The sequence below is a fragment of the Alcanivorax sp. genome (assembly GCF_002726155.1).
In the GTDB taxonomy this organism is placed as follows: Bacteria; Pseudomonadota; Gammaproteobacteria; order Pseudomonadales; family Alcanivoracaceae; genus Alcanivorax.
Window position 1 is genome coordinate 74,109 of record NZ_PBSH01000050.1, and the last position, 15,858, is coordinate 89,966.

Sequence of the window (15,858 nt, forward strand, 5' to 3'; positions counted from 1 at the left end):
CCGCTGACTTTCTTATAGCACTTGTCGGGCGCCTAGCCCGACAAGCTTGGCCTCTTCTGGTTGCGTCAGCGTAGCGTAACGCTGATAAGCAGCAACACGGCCAGGACCACCACCGCGCCTTTCCACATCCGTAATTGCCGAATATTACTATCCGCTACCGGTTTATTGCTGCGTACCGGGCGGCGCAGTGCGTCGCGAAATTCTGCCGCATCGGTGAAGCGCATCTTGGGTTGCCGTTGCAGTGCCAGTTGCAGCACGTTGTTGATCCACAGGGGGATAAACGCATTGTGCCCTTGCAGGGGCGGCAGCGGGCGGTGCACGGCTTTTTCATAGCGCCCCTGCCAGGGAAGGGCACCGGTGAGCATTTCATGAATGATGACGGCCGTGGAGAACAGGTCGCTCTGCTCACTGGGCGCTTCGCCTTCCACCAGTTCCGGCGCACTGTAGTGTCGGGTCCCTAGTGGAATGCTGGCGGTGTGTTGTTCCATGCCGCGGCAATGGCAGCTGCCAAAATCCACGATGCGGACCAGCCCTTCGGTATCCACCATGATGTTGTCCGGTTTCAGGTCCCCGTGAATCACATCGGCACGGTGCAGGGCCCGCACGCCATTGAGTAATTGATCAGCCAGATACAGTTTTTCTTCAACCGGTGCATCCGGGTGTTCCTTTAACCACTGCTTCAAGGTCACACCGTCGATAAATTCCAGGTGCTGGTACAAGCACGAGGGGTTGTCGGGCACAGGCAGGGCATGGAGTAAATGTGGGTTGCGCAACCGGTTGCCCACCCAGCCTTCCATGACGAAACGCTCCAGGGCATCGCGGTCATCTTCCAGATTCACCGATGGCGTTTTCAATACCGACTGTTTGCCGTCGTTGTCTTCCACCAGGTACAAGTGGCTGCGCACACTGGCATAGAGCTCCCGTTTCACGGTAAAGCCGTCGATGCGGATACCGGCAGACAGTGGCGGGGGAAGCGGCAGGTTGCCACGCTGTTTCAGGGTTTCATCGGCACTGGCATCGGGCAAGCCTTCCACGTGCAGTACCTGGCAGCTGAGGTTGTCGTCACTGCCGTTGGCCAGCGCCGCTTCCACCAGGGTTTGCGCCGCTAGTTCCGGCTGGTTGGCGCCGCGCAAAATACCCTGCATGCGTGAGCGGGTAAGAAATCCGTGTACACCATCGCTGGTTAGCAGATAGACATCGCCCACTTGCAGATCGCTGTTGCTGTAATCCACATCCAGGCGTGTGTCACCGCCCATAACGCGGGTCAGTACCTGTCGATTCTCGCCGATCATGCGGCTGTGATCCCGGGTCAGGCATTCCAGCTTGTTGTTGCGCAGGCGCCAGACACGGGAGTCGCCCACCTGAAAGATGTGGGCGGTGCGTGAGCGCAAAATCAACAGGGACAGTGTGCACAGATGACTTTCCCCGGCCAGGGTTTGTCGACATAGCCAGCGGTTCAGGGCTTCCAGTACCCGCTGGGCAGAGCGGGGCACGCTCCATAGTGCCGGGGTGGCGTAGTAATCGCTGATAAAACCGAGCACACAGGATTCCGCCGCTTCCCGGGCTGCGCCCGCACTGGACAGACCATCGGCCAGTGCTGCCACGATGCCCTTGGTGCGCATCAGCGACCCTTCCGGTATCTGCATGGCCAGGGCGTCCTGGTTATGCAGCTTGGGGCCGCTGTCACTGAATTGGCCAATACGAACGCGTGGATGCAGTTCTGGCTCTATCAGGCTAAGGGGCGCGGTTGCCGAGGCGGTGGACACGTCCATCTTGATGCTCCTATACCGTTGATATGGCGGTGCTTGTAGTGAGCCGGGCTTACTGTCCTTGTAAGCCCGGAGATCAGTGTGGCTCAGCCAACTTCAATCAGCTGTACTTCGCCTTTCTCATCAATTTCTGCGATGTGCCCCTTTGGTTCATCCAGGAATTGAACGGCAGCCAGAGCAATCGCTGCACTGGCGGCAATCACCAGGAAGAAAGTTGATGGTTCCACAAAGGTCAGCACGGTCAGAAAGATCACTGCACCGGCATTACCATAGGCGCCGACCATGCCGGCAATCTGCCCGGTGAGGCGGCGCTTGATCAGCGGCACGGTGGCGAACACGGCGCCTTCACCGGCCTGCACGAAGAACGAGCAGCACATAGTGGCGATCACGGCCAGTGCGATGGGCCAGCTACCGGCAATCTGGCTCATCATTCCGTAGCCCACCATCAGGCCGCACAGCATGATGGCCAGGGATTTCTTGCGGCCAAACTTGTCAGAGACCCAGCCGCCACCCGGCCGTGCGACCAGGTTCATAAAGGCGTAGCCGGACGCGAGCAGGCCGGCGGTCACTGCAGACAGGCTGAAGGTATCAGTGAAGAACAGCGGCAGCATGGAGACCACGGCCAGTTCCGAACCAAAGGTCACCATGTAGGCCAGATCAAGAATGGCCACTTGCTTGAAGCTGTAGCGGTCGTGTTCCTCAACACCGGTTTTCAGGCGTTCATGGTTAACGCGCCAGGCCTGCCCCAGCTGCACGACCGCCAGGCTGACGATCAGCGCGGCCAGAATGATTTGCATGGTGCTGCCGAACAGATCCAGATTGCTGGGACCCAGGCGCCATACGATCACCAGCAGAGCGATATACAGCGGCAAACTCATCAGCAGATAGAAGAACAGATCCTTGCGGGTACTGACTTCCAGTGCACTGGCTTTTTTCGGTTTGAAATAGGAGGCGCCGGCGGGGGTATTGCGCGCGCGCCACAGGAAGAACACACCGTAAGCCATCGCCAGTGCACCGGTGCTGGCAATTGCCCAGCGCCAGCCATTGTCACCGCCGAACAGTAGCGCCACGGTAGGAAGCGTAATGGCCGCAGCGGCAGAGCCGAAGTTGCCCCAGCCGCCGTAGATACCTTCAGCCAGCCCCACTTCCCGGGCCGGAAACCATTCACTGATCAGGCGAATACCCACCACGAAGCCGGCCCCCACAAACCCCATCAGCAGGCGGGTGACCGCCAATTGCTCAAAGGTAGTCGACAGGGCAAAAGCCCAGCAGGGAAAGGCGGCGAGTATCAACAGCAGGCCGAATACCCGCCGTGGACCAAAGCGATCCACCAACGAACCAATCACCACCCGGGCAGGAATGGTTAGTGCCACGTTAAGAATCAACAGCGCCTTGATTTGTTCTGCACTTAGATCGAAGGCTTCGCGCAGGTGGCCCATTAAGGGCGCGTGGGAGAACCACACCACAAAGGTAATAAAGAAAGCGAGCCAGCTCAGGTGCAACAGCCGGATGCGTGGCGCGGAAAAATTCAGCAGGTTCAGCTTGTCGGCGCTCATGGTATCTCCATACACGGAAGCATTGATGACAAGTGTGGATAAAGCAATCTGCGTGCCAGTTTGTAACGCTATGATTTTGATGAATTAATTTTGTTTTCTTGTGCTTTTTTAGAAAACAGGGTGCCTGTTGGTGAAACGGCAAGCTGTAGGGTGGTGCACGAAAAGTGTTCGTGATTGGGGCATTGCCCCTACCCGCAGAGCCGGGGTCGAGCCCTGCTCCTGTGGGTGGGGTGGATGATGGATGGCCGGCGCAATGGGGCACGCGCATGTAAGGCCATTCAGCTCACTTCGATTAATTGAACGCGGCCATCTTCATCCACCTCTGCAATGTGCCCCCTGGGTTCGTCCAGAAACTGGACGGCAACCAGTACGGCGGTGGCGCAGGCGGCGATGACCAGGAAGAAGGTGCTGGCATCCACAAACGTCAGTGCGGTGAGAAAGACCACGGCGCCGGCGTTGCCGTAGGCGCCGACCATGCCGGAAATCTGCCCGGTAAGGCGGCGTTTGATAAGCGGCACAGTGGCAAAAATGGCACCGCCGCCGCCCTGAATAAAGCAGGAACAGACCATGGTGGCCGCCATGGCGAGCAGGACAGGCCAGCCGCTGTTGATCTGGCTGAGCAGCACAAAGCCCATCAGCAACCCACAGAACAGAATGGTCAGGGATTTCTTGCGGCCAATGCGGTCGGAAAGCCAGCCACCGCCGGGGCGCGCCACTAAATTGGTGAAGGCAAAGGCGGACGCCAGTAAACCGGCGGTGACCGGTGTGACTTCGCTGAATGTGTCAAGGAAGAACAATGGCAGCATGGAATTCACGGCCAGTTCCGAGCCGAACGTAATGAAGTAAGACAGGTTGAGAATGGCCACCTGCTTGAAGGGATAGCTGTCCTGTTCCGGGGCGCTTTGCTGCCAGCGTTCGCGATTGACCTTCCATATCTGAGATAACTGAATGGCGGCCAGCAAACTGACAGCGACGATGAAAATGGCTTGGGTACTGCTGTCGTACAAGCGAAATCCTGCCGGGCCCAGCCGCCACACGATGATGTACAACGCGATGTACAACGGCAGGCTGGCGCCAATATAGAAGAACAGGTCACGCCGGTTGCTGACTTCCAGCGCACTGGCTTTTTTCGGTTTGAAATAGGAGGCGCCGGCGGGGGTATTGCGCGCGCGCCACATAAAGAACAGCCCGTAAAAGAAGGAAATAAAGCCGGTGCTGGCCACCGCCCAGCGCCAACCGTCTTCGCCACCAAAAAACAGGGCCAGGGTGGGAAGCGTGACATAAGAGGCAAAGGCGCCGAAGTTCCCCCAGCCGGCATAAATACCTTCCGCCAGGCCCACTTCCCGGGCGGGAAACCATTCACTGATCAGGCGAATACCGACCACGAAACTGGCGCCCACAAAACCCAGTAGCAAGCGGCTGATCGCCAGTTGCTCAAAGCTGTTGGACAGGGCGAAGGCCCAGCAGGGGAGAGCTGCACTCATCAGCAGGGTAGAAAAAACCCGGCGCGGGCCAAAGCGATCCACCAAAGAGCCAATCACCACCCGTGCCGGAATCGTCAGGGCGACGTTGAGAATCAGTAATGCCTTTACCTGTTCGCTGGTCAGGTCGAAGACCTCGCGCAGGTGCCCCATTAATGGGGCGTGGGAAAACCACAGGGCGAAACTGATAAAGAACGCCACCCAACTTAAATGGAGAAGGCGGATGCGTGGCAATGAAAAATTCAGAAGATTCAGTCTATCTGCGCTCATGACTACTCCATGCATGGGCGATTAACGGTGGGGGGTTGCGAGCAACTCCTGTGCCAGCCAGTTAACTGTTTGATTTGTCTTGGGTAAGCGGTGTTGTTGCGAGGGAAATGCACCGGCTGTGCGCAAAGGGAGAGCGCGATTGTGGTTCATATCGGTGCACATAAAAGTGCATTCATCTCGTGCACTGGCGCATTAAAAGAAAGCAGGTTTTTTGTGGTTATTCGGAAAAAAAGAGAATAAATCCATAAATTACATAGAGTTATAAAGTTGGCATAGGGATTGCTGTAGTGCGGGTGTCAGTTACGCACCGCGAGGGTGAGCCTTATGGCAAAGCAACAACTTCTTCTGATCGGCCACGGGATGGTCGGACAACGTTATCTGGAGTCTCTGGTGGTCCAGGGTGGCCGGGAGATTTTTGATATTACGGTACTGTGTGCCGAGCCTCTGCCGGCCTATGACCGCGTAGGGCTGACCAGTTACTTTTCCGGCAAGACCGCCGATGACCTGTCGCTGGTGCCGGAAGGTTTTTTCGAAGAGCACGGCATTACGCTGAAACTGAACACCAAAGTTGACGCGATTGATCGGGCTGGCAAAACGGTCACCACCAACACCGGTGAGACCCTGCCCTATGACAAGGTGGTACTGGCCACCGGTTCCTATCCGTTCGTGCCGCCGATCCCCGGTAATGATCGCGATAACTGCTTTGTGTACCGCACCATCGACGACCTGGACGCCATGATTGCCGCCAGCAAAACCGGCAAGGTGGGCACGGTTGTCGGTGGTGGCCTGCTGGGCCTGGAAGCGGCCAAGGCGCTTCACGATCTGGGCCTGGAGACCCACGTGGTGGAATTCGCCCCGCGCCTGATGGCCGTGCAGGTGGATGATTTCGGTGGCGGCCTGCTGAAAGACAAGATTCAGGAACTGGGAGTCACCGTGCACACCAGCACCGGTACCCAGGATATTGTCGACGGCGAAAACTGCACGCACCGCATGAACTTCGGTGAAGACAAGTATCTGGAAACCGATGTGATTGTCTTCTCGGCGGGCATTCGTCCCCAGGACGAACTGGGCCGGGCCTGCGAGCTGGCCATCGGCGAACGCGGCGGCATCGTGGTCAACAACCACTGCGTGACCTCCGACGAAGATATCTATGCCATTGGTGAAGTGGCGTTGTGGGAAGGTCGCATCTTTGGCCTGGTCGCGCCGGGTTACCAAATGGCCGAAGTCGCGGCCGAGCACCTGATGGGCAAGGCCGAACAGCAATTTGCCGGTGCGGACATGAGCACCAAACTGAAACTGATGGGCGTGGATGTGGCCTCCATCGGTGATGCTCACGGCAACACGCCCGGCTGTCGTAGCACCGTGTTTATGGACCAGACCGCCGGTGTCTACAAGAAAGCGGTAATCAGTGAGTGCGGCAAGAAACTGTTGGGCGCCGTGCTGGTGGGGGATGCCGCGGATTACGGCAACCTGTTGCAGCTTTGCCTGAACGAAATGGACCTGCCCGGTGACCCGTCTGCGCTGGTGGCGCCCATGTCTGATGGTGCGCCGCTGCTGGGTGCCGATGCACTGCCTGATACGGCGCAGATCTGTTCCTGTAACAACGTTTCCAAAGGCGATTTGTGTGCCGCCATCGACGGCGGTGCCCAGACCGTGGGCGACCTGAAAGCCTGCACCAAGGCGTCGGCTACCTGTGGCGGTTGTTCCGCGCTGGTGAAGCAGGTGCTGGACAGCGAGCTGGAAAAACGCGGTGTGGAAGTGAATAACCACATTTGCGAACACTTCCCGTATTCCCGCCAGGAAATTTACCACCTGGTGCGCGTCGGGCAGATCACTACCTTCGACGAGCTGCTGGAAAAACACGGTAGCGGTGACGGCTGTGACATCTGTATGCCGACCGTGGCCAATGTGCTGGCGTCCTGCTGGAACGACTGGGTACTTAATAAACCACATGCCGGGCTGCAGGACACCAACGATTATTTCCTGGGCAATATGCAGCGCGACGGCACCTATTCCATCGTGCCCCGTGTGGCCGGTGGCGAAATCACCCCGGACAAACTGATCGTGCTGGGGGAAGTGGCCAAGCAATACGATCTTTATACCAAGATCACCGGCGGCCAGCGGGTGGATCTGTTCGGTGCCCGTGTGGAGCAGTTGCCGGAAATCTGGAAAATTCTGGTGGATGCCGGTTTTGAAACCGGGCACGCCTACGGTAAATCCCTGCGTACGGTGAAATCCTGTGTGGGCTCCACCTGGTGTCGCTACGGTGTGAAAGACTCCGTGGGCACCGCCATTCAGGTAGAGGATCGCTACAAGGGCTTGCGCAGCCCACACAAGATCAAGATGGCGGTGAGCGGCTGTACCCGCGAATGTGCCGAAGCGCAAAGCAAGGATGTGGGAGTGATCGCTACCGAGAAGGGCTGGAACCTGTATGTGTGCGGTAACGGCGGCATGCGTCCGCGCCACGCGGATCTGTTCGCGTCGGATCTCACCGACGAGCAGCTGATCAAGACCATCGACCGCTTCCTGATGTTCTACATCAAAACAGCGGACCGCTTGCAGCGCACCAGTGTCTGGCTGGAAAACCTGGAAGGCGGACTGGATTACCTGAAAGACGTGATCCTGAACGACTCCCTGGGCATGGGTGACGAACTTGAAGCGCAGATGCAGCACGTGATTGAGACCTACCAGTGCGAGTGGAAGTCCACCATTGAGGATCCGGAAGCGGTGAAACGCTTTAACCATTTCATCAATGAGACCGCCGAAGCGGACGATAACCTGGCCTACGTGCGTGAGCGCGGCCAGCGTCGTCCGGCCTACGAGCACGAACGCATCGAACTGGTTGAGGAGGCGTAAGCCATGAATAGCGCAGTGACCGTGGAATGGAAAGCAATCTGCAGCGTTGACGACGTGTTGCCGGGCACCGGGGTAGGCGTGCGCCTGCCCAAGGGCCAGGCCGCCTTGTTCCGCACTCGTGACGGCAAGTTCTACGCGTTGGACAACATGGATCCGTTTAGCCATGCCAACGTGCTCAGCCGGGGGCTGTTGGGCTCATTGGGTGACAAGCGTGTTGTCGCCTCACCGCTGTACAAGCAGCACTTCGACCTGGAAACCGGGCAATGCATCGAAGACGACAGCGTCAAGCTGACCGTGTACCCGGTGCGGGTGCAGGGTGACGTGATCGAACTGGCCACCCCGGCCTGAAACAAATCCACAGGACGACGTGCGAATGAAGCGACTGGTTGTAGTGGGTAATGGCATGGCGGCTTGCCGCCTGCTGGAAGAGCTGACTCGCCTGGCACCGGATCTGTATCAGATCACGGTGGTGGGGGATGAGCCCTTCGCCGGCTACAACCGCGTCATGTTGTCGCCCCTGCTGGGCGGTGGCACCGATGAAAAGACCATTACCACGCACCCTCACCAGTGGTATCGGGATCGCAATATTCGCTTGATTACCGGTAGCCCGGTGGTGGCGATTCATCGCCGCCGGCGGCAGGTGGAAACCGCTGCCGGGCACCTGCTGGATTACGACCGGTTGCTGCTGGCCACGGGGGCGGCGCCGCGTCAGTTACCGGTGGAAGGCGTCAGCCTGGATGGTGTTGTCAGTTTCCGGGATCTTTACGATGTACGACGGTTGTTGTCGCTCTCGGCTGCCCGGGTGGTGGTCGTGGGCGGCGGCTTTTTGGGGCTGGAAGCCGCGGATGCGCTGGTGAAGCAGGGGCATGACGTGACCCTGGTCCACAGTCGCGGCCATCTGCTCAACCAGCAGCTGGATGAAAGCGCAGGGCATCGCCTGCAACAGGACCTGGAGGCCCGCGGGCTCAAGTTCGTAATGCAGGCGCGCACCCAGTCCATCGAAGGCACGTACCCGGAAGAAAAAGGCTCAGGAAAAAGCAGCTCAGAAAAGCATCGCCATGGCCGGGTGGCCGCCGTGCACCTGGCAGATGGCCAGCGGTTGCCGGCGGATTATGTGGTGCAGGCAGTGGGCATTGTGCCCCGTGCCGAACTGGCCGCCAGTGCCGGGCTGACGGTGAATCAAGGGATCCGTGTTGACGATACCTTGCAGACCTTTGACCCGGCCATCTATGCCATCGGCGAATGCGTGGAACACCGCGAGCGCACCTTTGGCCTGGTGGCTCCGCTGTACGAACAGGCGTCTGTTTGTGCCAGCCACCTGGCGGAACTGGGGCACCGCCGTTATCTCTACGCGGATTCCGCCACACGCCTGAAAATTTCCGGCATCGACCTGGTGTCTTGTGGAGATTTTCTCGGTGATAAAGAGAAGGACGCCAGCCCGGGCGAAACCCAGCAGCTGAATTTGCCGGGCAGCTACCGCCGGCTGCAGATTCGCGATAACCGTGTGGTTGGCATGGTGCTCTATGGCGATGTGTCTGACGCCCCGTTTTTCGAAAAACTGTGGAAGGAAAAGACAGACATCAGCGCGCTGCGTGAAACCCTGTTGCTGGGCGAGGCCTTCTGCAAACGCCCCGGCGACAGAGATCAGAATTCGGAGGAAATCGCGGCGTGAGTGCTGAAGCGAATACCCCTAAAGCGGTGGCAACGAACGCCGGTACAGCCATCTGCACAACGTGCCCGTACTGCGGCGTGGGTTGTGGTATCCGCACCGACGGCGTAACCCTGAAAGGGGACACGCAGCACCCGGCCAATGCCGGGCGGCTCTGCGTCAAAGGTTCATCGGTACTGGAAACCCTGGGCGATCAGGACCGATTGCTGAATCCGGAAGTGGATGGCGAGGTGGTGTCCTGGGACCAGGCGCTGGATGAAGTGGCCGGGCGGTTCCGTCGCATCGTCGAGGAGCACGGACCAGATGCGGTGGCGTTCTACGTGTCTGGCCAGCTGCTGACAGAAGATTATTACGTGGCCAACAAGCTGATGAAAGGCTACATCGGCAGCGCCAATATCGATACCAATTCCCGCCTGTGCATGAGCAGCGCCGTGGTCGCCCACAAACGTGCTTTCGGTGAAGACGTGGTGCCCGGTTGCTACGAAGATCTGGAGCTGGCGGACCTGGTCATCCTCACCGGCTCCAATACCGCCTGGGCGCATCCCATCGTGTATCAGCGCATCGTGGCCGCCAAACAGGCGCGCCCGGACATGAAAGTGGTGGTGATTGATCCTCGCCGCACGGCTACCTGTGACCTGGCCGATCTTCACCTGGCCATTCGCCCGGGGCAGGACGTGCCGCTGTTCAATGGTTTGCTCACCTGGCTGGACGACAACAAAGCGCTGGACCAGGCCTACATCGACGCCCATACCGAAGGCTTTCAGGCGACCCTGGAAACCGCCCGCAGCCAGGGCAACGATTGGGACACACTGGCCGCGAAGATGGGTGTGAGCAAGGTGGACCTGACCACGTTTTATCATTGGTTCGCCACCTGCGAGCGTACCGTTACCGTGTTTTCCCAGGGCGTGAATCAGGCCCGCAATGGGTCTGACCAGGGCAATGCCATTATCAATGCCCACCTGGCCACTGGCAGGGTAGGCAAGCCCGGTGCCAGCCCGTTTTCCATCACCGGGCAACCCAACGCCATGGGGGGCCGGGAAGTGGGCGGGTTGGCCAACCAGCTGGCCGTGCATCTGGATATCGACAACCCGGCGCACCACGCCGCCGTGGCGGACTTCTGGCAGGCGCCGGCATTGGCCACAAAAAACGGTCTTACTGCCGTTGAGCTGTTCGAGGCGGTTTCCAGCGGCGAGGTGAAAGCCGTGTGGATCATGGCCACGAACCCGGTGGATTCCCTCCCGGAAGCGGACAAGGTACGCCAGGCACTGATGGCCTGCGACACCGTGGTGGTATCTGACTGCGTGGCCAGCGGTGACACGCTGGCCTGTGCGGATATTCGCTTGCCGGCCCTGGGCTGGGGCGAAAAATCCGGCATGGTCACCAACTCCGAGCGATGCGTATCGCGCCAGCGGCCCTTTGTGCCTGCCCCCGGGCAAGCGAAAGCAGACTGGTGGATCATTACCGAAGTGGCGCAACGCATGGGCTTTGCCGACGCCTTTCCTTATCAGCATGAACGCGACATTTTTGCCGAGTACTCGGCGCTCACCGCGGTGGCCGGCCAATTTGGCAAGCGGCTGGATTTGACCGGAGCTGCGGACCTGAGCGCCGACCAATATGCCCAGTGGCAGCCACAGCAGTGGCCGCTGAAGGGCGATCCCCGCTGTTTTGCCGATGGCCAGTTTTCTACTCCCAGTGGGCGGGCCCGTTTTGTGACCTGTGAAAATCCCCCTGTGCGCCAGATCGGCGATGCCTTCCCGATTATTCTCAACAGCGGGCGAATTCGGGACCAGTGGCATACCATGACGCGCACCGGCCGAGCCGGGCGCCTGTTTGCCCATCTCAGCGAGCCCTTTGCGGCATTGCATCCCAAGGATATCGAGCGTTATCGACTGCAGGAGGGCGGCTTCGTGCGCCTGACCAGCCGTGTCGGTGATGCGTTGGTGCGGGTCACCCGCGATACCGGGCAGCGCCCCGGTACCGCGTTCATGCCCATGCACTGGACCGATCAGTTTTCTCGCCGCGCCCGGGTGGATGCCCTGGTGCCGGCACGTCTGGATCCGCATTCCGGCCAGCCGGCGTTCAAACATACGCCGGTTAACGTCAGCGACTGGCAACCCCGCTGGCATGGCTGGTTGTTCACGGCGGCGTCCCCACCCGCCGTGGAGTACTGGGCCCGAGTTCCCGTCGATGCATTTTTGCAGGCGGGCCAGGTACAACGCTATCGGCTGGCCGGCGATGCGGACCTAACCGAACAACAGCTCCACGACTGGTTGCCACAGGCAGCACAATGGCTGGCGCTAAACGACCCAGCCACTGGCCACTATCGGCGTGCAGCGCTGGACAAGGACGGGCGCTTGCTGGCCTGGCTGGCCATCGGCGAAACCTTGCCGGTGTGCGACGTGGATTGGTTGGCAGATTGCTTTGCTGACGATGCGGACATCCAGCACATGGCGATCCTTGCCGGGCAACCGGCGGATGCAGGGCCAGACCTGGGGCCGGTGATTTGCAGCTGCTTCCAGGTCCGTCAGAAAACCATCGAGGGTGTGGTGGAAGAGGGCGCGGACTCCGTGGAAGCTATCGGCAAAGGCTGCCAGGCGGGCACCAACTGTGGCTCCTGTATTCCGGAGCTGCGCGGCTTGCTGGAAACCTGCACCAGCTGATTCTTATTTTCTTCCTGGCATCATTTTGCTTGGGAGCCTCTGAATAACTCCTTGCGTACTCAGCGTGGTCTGGAGCGTGCAGCTGTTGTGTCTTGTCTCGATGGTCAGGGTGGTTCCCTTTCCAAGAGACAAGGCGTAACAGATGGGCGCTCCAGGCCGTGCCCTTCGGGTCTTTCAGGCTGGCCCGCACTCGTTGTTGCGTGTTGAAGGTGAAGAGTCGATGGATGGACATATCTCGATCCCAGTTAGGGGACACCTTCAAAAGCGCGCCCCTCTTTACCTTGGCCGAGGGGGCGAACCAGCCTGAAAGACTGAGCATGCAAGGAGTTATTCAGAGGCTCCCTTGTAACGCGGGTTCCTGTTTCGCATCTTATCCACTGATTCGAAACGGGAACGACGATGAAAAGCCTTAAATCACTGTTTATCTCCACCTTTATTTCCCTGGCGGTGTTCACCACTGGCATGGCGCTCTGGCAGCTGTTTACCGGTGGCGGCTGGCCGTGGGCGGTATTGTTGCTGACCTGTGTCCCCTCGGTGGGATTCTTCAGTTATCTGTTCGTATTGAAACCGGCGCGCACCAGCGAGAATCTGCCAACGGTATTTTGGCCGACCTTGCTGGGTACGCTGGCGGTTATCAGCCTGGCATTGGCCGGTCAGGCCTGTGTGGTGATGGTTAGCCTGGCGGTTCTCAACCTGCTCGGGGTGCACGCCTATATCCGCTGGTATAGCCGCTATGGTGCTCGCGGGGCAAATGTGGCGCTGGGTGAACCGTTGCCGGCCGTTACGTTCACGAACCTGGAGGGCAAGCCGGTAACCGTGGCGGATTACGCGGGCCAACCAATGGTGATGCTGTTCTTCCGCGGTAATTGGTGCCCGTTGTGCATGGCACAGATTCGTGAAGTGGCGGCGCAGTACCAGTCGTTGCAGGCCCAAGGAGTGCGTGTGGCATTGATCAGCCCGCAATCCCATAGCCAGTCTGCGGACCTGGCAAAGCAATTTCAGGTGGATTTTGAATACCTGCGCGATGATGACAATCAGGCGGCGCGTGCTTTAGGTATTGTCGATGCGGGTGGTACCCCGGCCGGGCTGGAGGCGCTGGGCTACGACAGTGACACCGTCATGCCAACGGTATTTATCGTGGATGGCGAAGGCCGGCTGGTGTATCAGCACCTGACAGACAATTACCGGGTTCGCCCAGAGCCTGATCTGTTTATTCAGGTGCTTCGTGAGAAGGGCCTGATTGACGGGTAAAAGCAGGGGTGAGCTACGAGCTACGCTAGCTTCGATAAAGAAAGGCGGAAAAATTCCTCAGCATCTGCTTTCCTACGAAGTCGCTGTAGGAGCACCGTTTAGGGTGCGAACCGCGCGTAGCGCGAACATTGTCCGCAGGACGATCAAAGCTAGAAGCTAGAAGCTAGAAGCTGGAAGCTGGAAGCTAAAAATCTGCCGTTGTCTTTAATCATCCGGCCCTTTCAGGGAAAGCTTCGGTAATTCTTCACCGCATTGCTGACAAAAGCGGGCGTCGGGCTCGTGGGAATGGCGGTGGCAACCGGGGCATTCACGTTCATAACGCATGCTCACCCGGGCCGCTGAGATTTCGGCGGTCACAATCCCGGTGGGCACGGCAATAATCGCATAACCGGTGATCATGGCCAGCGATGCGATCAATTGCCCCAGTGATGTTTGCGGTGAAATGTCCCCATAGCCCACCGTGGTAATGGTCACAATGGCCCAGTAAATGCTCTGCGGAATACTGGAGAAACCATGCTCCGGGCCTTCCACCACATACATCAGGCTGCCGAAAATAATAATCACCACAAACACGGAAAACATGAACACAGCGATTTTGCGTCGGGTGCGGATCAAGGCAATGCCCAACTGGTTGGCCTCGCCCATGAACTTGGCCAGTTTCATCACCCGGAACACGCGCAGTACGCGCAAGGCACGGATGGTGAGCAAGTAATTGGAGCCGGGGATCAGCAGGCTCAGATAGGTGGGGATAATCGACAACAGATCCACAACGCCAAAAAAACTGCGGGCATAACGCAGCGGCCGTTCGCTGACCCACAGCCGGATGGTGTATTCAATCGTAAACAGAATGGTGAAGAACCATTCGGCGGCGTACAGCGCGACACCGTATTCTTCGTGCAGGCTGGACACACTGTCGAGCATCACGGCAATAACACTGCCCAGAATCGCCACAATAAGAATGATGTCGAATAACTGCCCGGCGGGGGTGTCAGTGCCGAAAATGATGTGTTGCCAGCGTTGCCGCAGGGTTTTCATACGCGGGTTAAATCCTTGACCGTGGATGAATAAAGTGTGACTTATTGTGGCTTGTTCAAGCCGGGATGACCACTTAGGCTCAAGTCTCTACAGTGGGACGGCCAAAAGCATGGCAGACAACAACAAGAAACATTATCCGGCCCGGAGCTGGCAAGGAAAAGTGATCACCCGGACCATCAAGGGTGTGGTCAAACCGGTGGTCAGTCGTATCCGCTTTAGCCGCCGTTTTATGAAATTCTCTCAGTTGGGCTTTGATGCCGTTACCCTGGCTTTACCGGTGCCTTCGTCAGTGCATATTGCCCGCGCTCATATGGGGGGAGTCCCTGGTGAGTGGTTGATTGCCGGGCGCAACGTGCGCAGTAATCGGGTGGTGCTGTATTTTCACGGGGGGGCCTATTTTTTCGGATCGCCCCGTTCCCACCGGGCGGTGACCTGGCGGCTCAGCCGTGAATGCCGCGCCAAAGTGCTGGCGCTGGATTATCGCCAGCCGCCTGACTGGGCTTACCCCGCACCCCTGGAAGATGCGGTGCGCGCTTACAAGGCGTTGCTGGATACCGGTTACCGGCCGGAGCATATCGTGCTGGCGGGGGATTCCGCCGGCGGCAATCTTTCCCTGGTTACCTTACTGCGGTTGCGTGAACTGAAACTGCCGTTACCTGCTGCGGCTGTGCTGATCAGCCCTTGGGGGGATCTCACCTGCAGCGGTGAGAGCATTCACGCTAATGCAGACAACGATCCGTTGATTCCGCTTGGTGCATTGCGCTTTGTGGCCAAGTCCTACAGCCGGGGCCAGGATGCGGCTGCGCCTTTGTTGTCCCCCGTGTTTGCCGATTACTCGGGGTTGCCACCATTGCTGATTCAGGTGGGCAGTACTGAGGTGCTTTACAGTGATGCGGTGCGGGTGGCGGACCAGGCCGAGCGGGCGGGGGTAGAGCATACGTTGCAGGTTTGGGAGCAGATGCCCCATGTGTTCCATGCCCTTGCCGCCTGGTTGCCCGAGGCCAGTATGGCACTGCGTGAGATTGGCGTATTTGTGAATGCCAGGCTAGGCCACAGCGATGAGGCGGCCCATGTACGGGCCCGTGCGCAGATTGCCGGAGGCTACTAGCTACTCGCTGCCGATCATGGCCGGACTGTAATCAAAAAGTTGTCCTGAGCCTTGTTCAGACACTAATGGGTAACGCTGGCTACGCTTGTTAACAGTCTACCAACCTCCTTGCTCTACAGCAGATTGCACATCCCTTTCATAGTCGATGCTACCAGCTCCTGTTCTGGGGGCCATAACGACAAAGATATGATGGAGGGGTTCAT

10 protein-coding genes are annotated in these 15,858 nt (G+C 58.7%); 6 read left to right on the forward strand and 4 right to left on the reverse strand.

The genetic code is table 11. From position 1 onward, the window contains the following. Positions 1 to 65: 65 nt before the first annotated feature. The 3 genes from CL546_RS15320 to CL546_RS15330 all read right to left on the reverse strand — a co-directional run bounded on the left by CL546_RS15320 (position 66) and on the right by CL546_RS15330 (position 5,076). A complete protein-coding gene (locus CL546_RS15320) occupies positions 66 to 1,772 on the reverse strand; it encodes a bifunctional protein-serine/threonine kinase/phosphatase (protein WP_290496507.1) in 1,707 nt (568 codons plus the stop codon). An 83-nt stretch (positions 1,773 to 1,855) separates the two neighbouring features. Next, complete coding sequence (locus CL546_RS15325; protein ID WP_290496509.1) at positions 1,856 to 3,325, reverse strand: NarK family nitrate/nitrite MFS transporter; 1,470 nt, start codon at positions 3,323 to 3,325, stop codon at positions 1,856 to 1,858. A gap of 278 nt (positions 3,326 to 3,603) precedes the next feature. Beyond that, entirely contained in the window at positions 3,604 to 5,076 is a 1,473-nt protein-coding gene (locus CL546_RS15330) for a NarK family nitrate/nitrite MFS transporter (protein ID WP_290496511.1), read from the reverse strand. 324 nt (positions 5,077 to 5,400) lie between these two features. On the opposite strand from CL546_RS15330, the gene nirB reads away from it, so the two are divergent. From nirB to CL546_RS15355, 5 genes are all read left to right on the forward strand, one after another. Continuing rightward, a complete protein-coding gene (nirB, locus tag CL546_RS15335) occupies positions 5,401 to 7,932 on the forward strand; it encodes a nitrite reductase large subunit NirB (protein WP_290496513.1) in 2,532 nt (843 codons plus the stop codon). Between the two features lie 3 nt (positions 7,933 to 7,935). After that, a complete protein-coding gene (nirD, locus tag CL546_RS15340) occupies positions 7,936 to 8,280 on the forward strand; it encodes a nitrite reductase small subunit NirD (RefSeq protein ID WP_290496514.1) in 345 nt (114 codons plus the stop codon). Positions 8,281 to 8,305: 25 nt separating this feature from the next. Next, complete coding sequence (locus tag CL546_RS15345) at positions 8,306 to 9,604, forward strand: NAD(P)/FAD-dependent oxidoreductase (protein WP_290496516.1); 1,299 nt, start codon at positions 8,306 to 8,308, stop codon at positions 9,602 to 9,604. Further along, a complete protein-coding gene (locus CL546_RS15350; RefSeq protein WP_290496517.1) occupies positions 9,601 to 12,261 on the forward strand; it encodes a nitrate reductase in 2,661 nt (886 codons plus the stop codon). Before CL546_RS15345 ends, CL546_RS15350 begins: the two co-directional genes overlap by 4 nt. 399 nt (positions 12,262 to 12,660) lie before the next feature. Continuing rightward, positions 12,661 to 13,512: a peroxiredoxin family protein gene (locus tag CL546_RS15355; RefSeq protein ID WP_290496519.1), complete on the forward strand. Its 852-nt coding sequence runs from the start codon at positions 12,661 to 12,663 to the stop codon at positions 13,510 to 13,512. A 204-nt stretch (positions 13,513 to 13,716) separates the two neighbouring features. Here CL546_RS15355 and CL546_RS15360 read toward each other — a convergent pair whose 3' ends face one another. Continuing rightward, positions 13,717 to 14,547 carry an ion transporter gene (locus CL546_RS15360; protein ID WP_290496521.1) on the reverse strand — a complete coding sequence of 277 codons (831 nt, stop codon included), beginning with the start codon at positions 14,545 to 14,547 and terminating at the stop codon, positions 13,717 to 13,719. A gap of 109 nt (positions 14,548 to 14,656) precedes the next feature. Between CL546_RS15360 and CL546_RS15365 the strand changes: the two genes are divergently transcribed. After that, positions 14,657 to 15,655 carry an alpha/beta hydrolase gene (locus tag CL546_RS15365; RefSeq protein WP_290496523.1) on the forward strand — a complete coding sequence of 333 codons (999 nt, stop codon included), beginning with the start codon at positions 14,657 to 14,659 and terminating at the stop codon, positions 15,653 to 15,655. Positions 15,656 to 15,858 lie beyond the last annotated feature (203 nt).

Excerpts from the sequence above, each read along its gene's own strand:
- CL546_RS15365 (WP_290496523.1), top strand. The coding sequence starts at position 14,657 with ATGGCAGACAACAACAAGAAACATTATCCGGCCCGGAGCTGGCAAGGA.
- CL546_RS15355 (WP_290496519.1), top strand. The coding sequence starts at position 12,661 with ATGAAAAGCCTTAAATCACTGTTTATCTCCACCTTTATTTCCCTGGCG.
- CL546_RS15345 (WP_290496516.1), top strand. The coding sequence starts at position 8,306 with ATGAAGCGACTGGTTGTAGTGGGTAATGGCATGGCGGCTTGCCGCCTG.
- nirB (WP_290496513.1), top strand. The coding sequence starts at position 5,401 with ATGGCAAAGCAACAACTTCTTCTGATCGGCCACGGGATGGTCGGACAA.
- nirD (WP_290496514.1), top strand. The coding sequence starts at position 7,936 with ATGAATAGCGCAGTGACCGTGGAATGGAAAGCAATCTGCAGCGTTGAC.
- CL546_RS15330 (WP_290496511.1), bottom strand. The coding sequence starts at position 5,076 with ATGAGCGCAGATAGACTGAATCTTCTGAATTTTTCATTGCCACGCATC.
- CL546_RS15320 (WP_290496507.1), bottom strand. The coding sequence starts at position 1,772 with ATGGACGTGTCCACCGCCTCGGCAACCGCGCCCCTTAGCCTGATAGAG.
- CL546_RS15325 (WP_290496509.1), bottom strand. The coding sequence starts at position 3,325 with ATGAGCGCCGACAAGCTGAACCTGCTGAATTTTTCCGCGCCACGCATC.
- CL546_RS15360 (WP_290496521.1), bottom strand. The coding sequence starts at position 14,547 with ATGAAAACCCTGCGGCAACGCTGGCAACACATCATTTTCGGCACTGAC.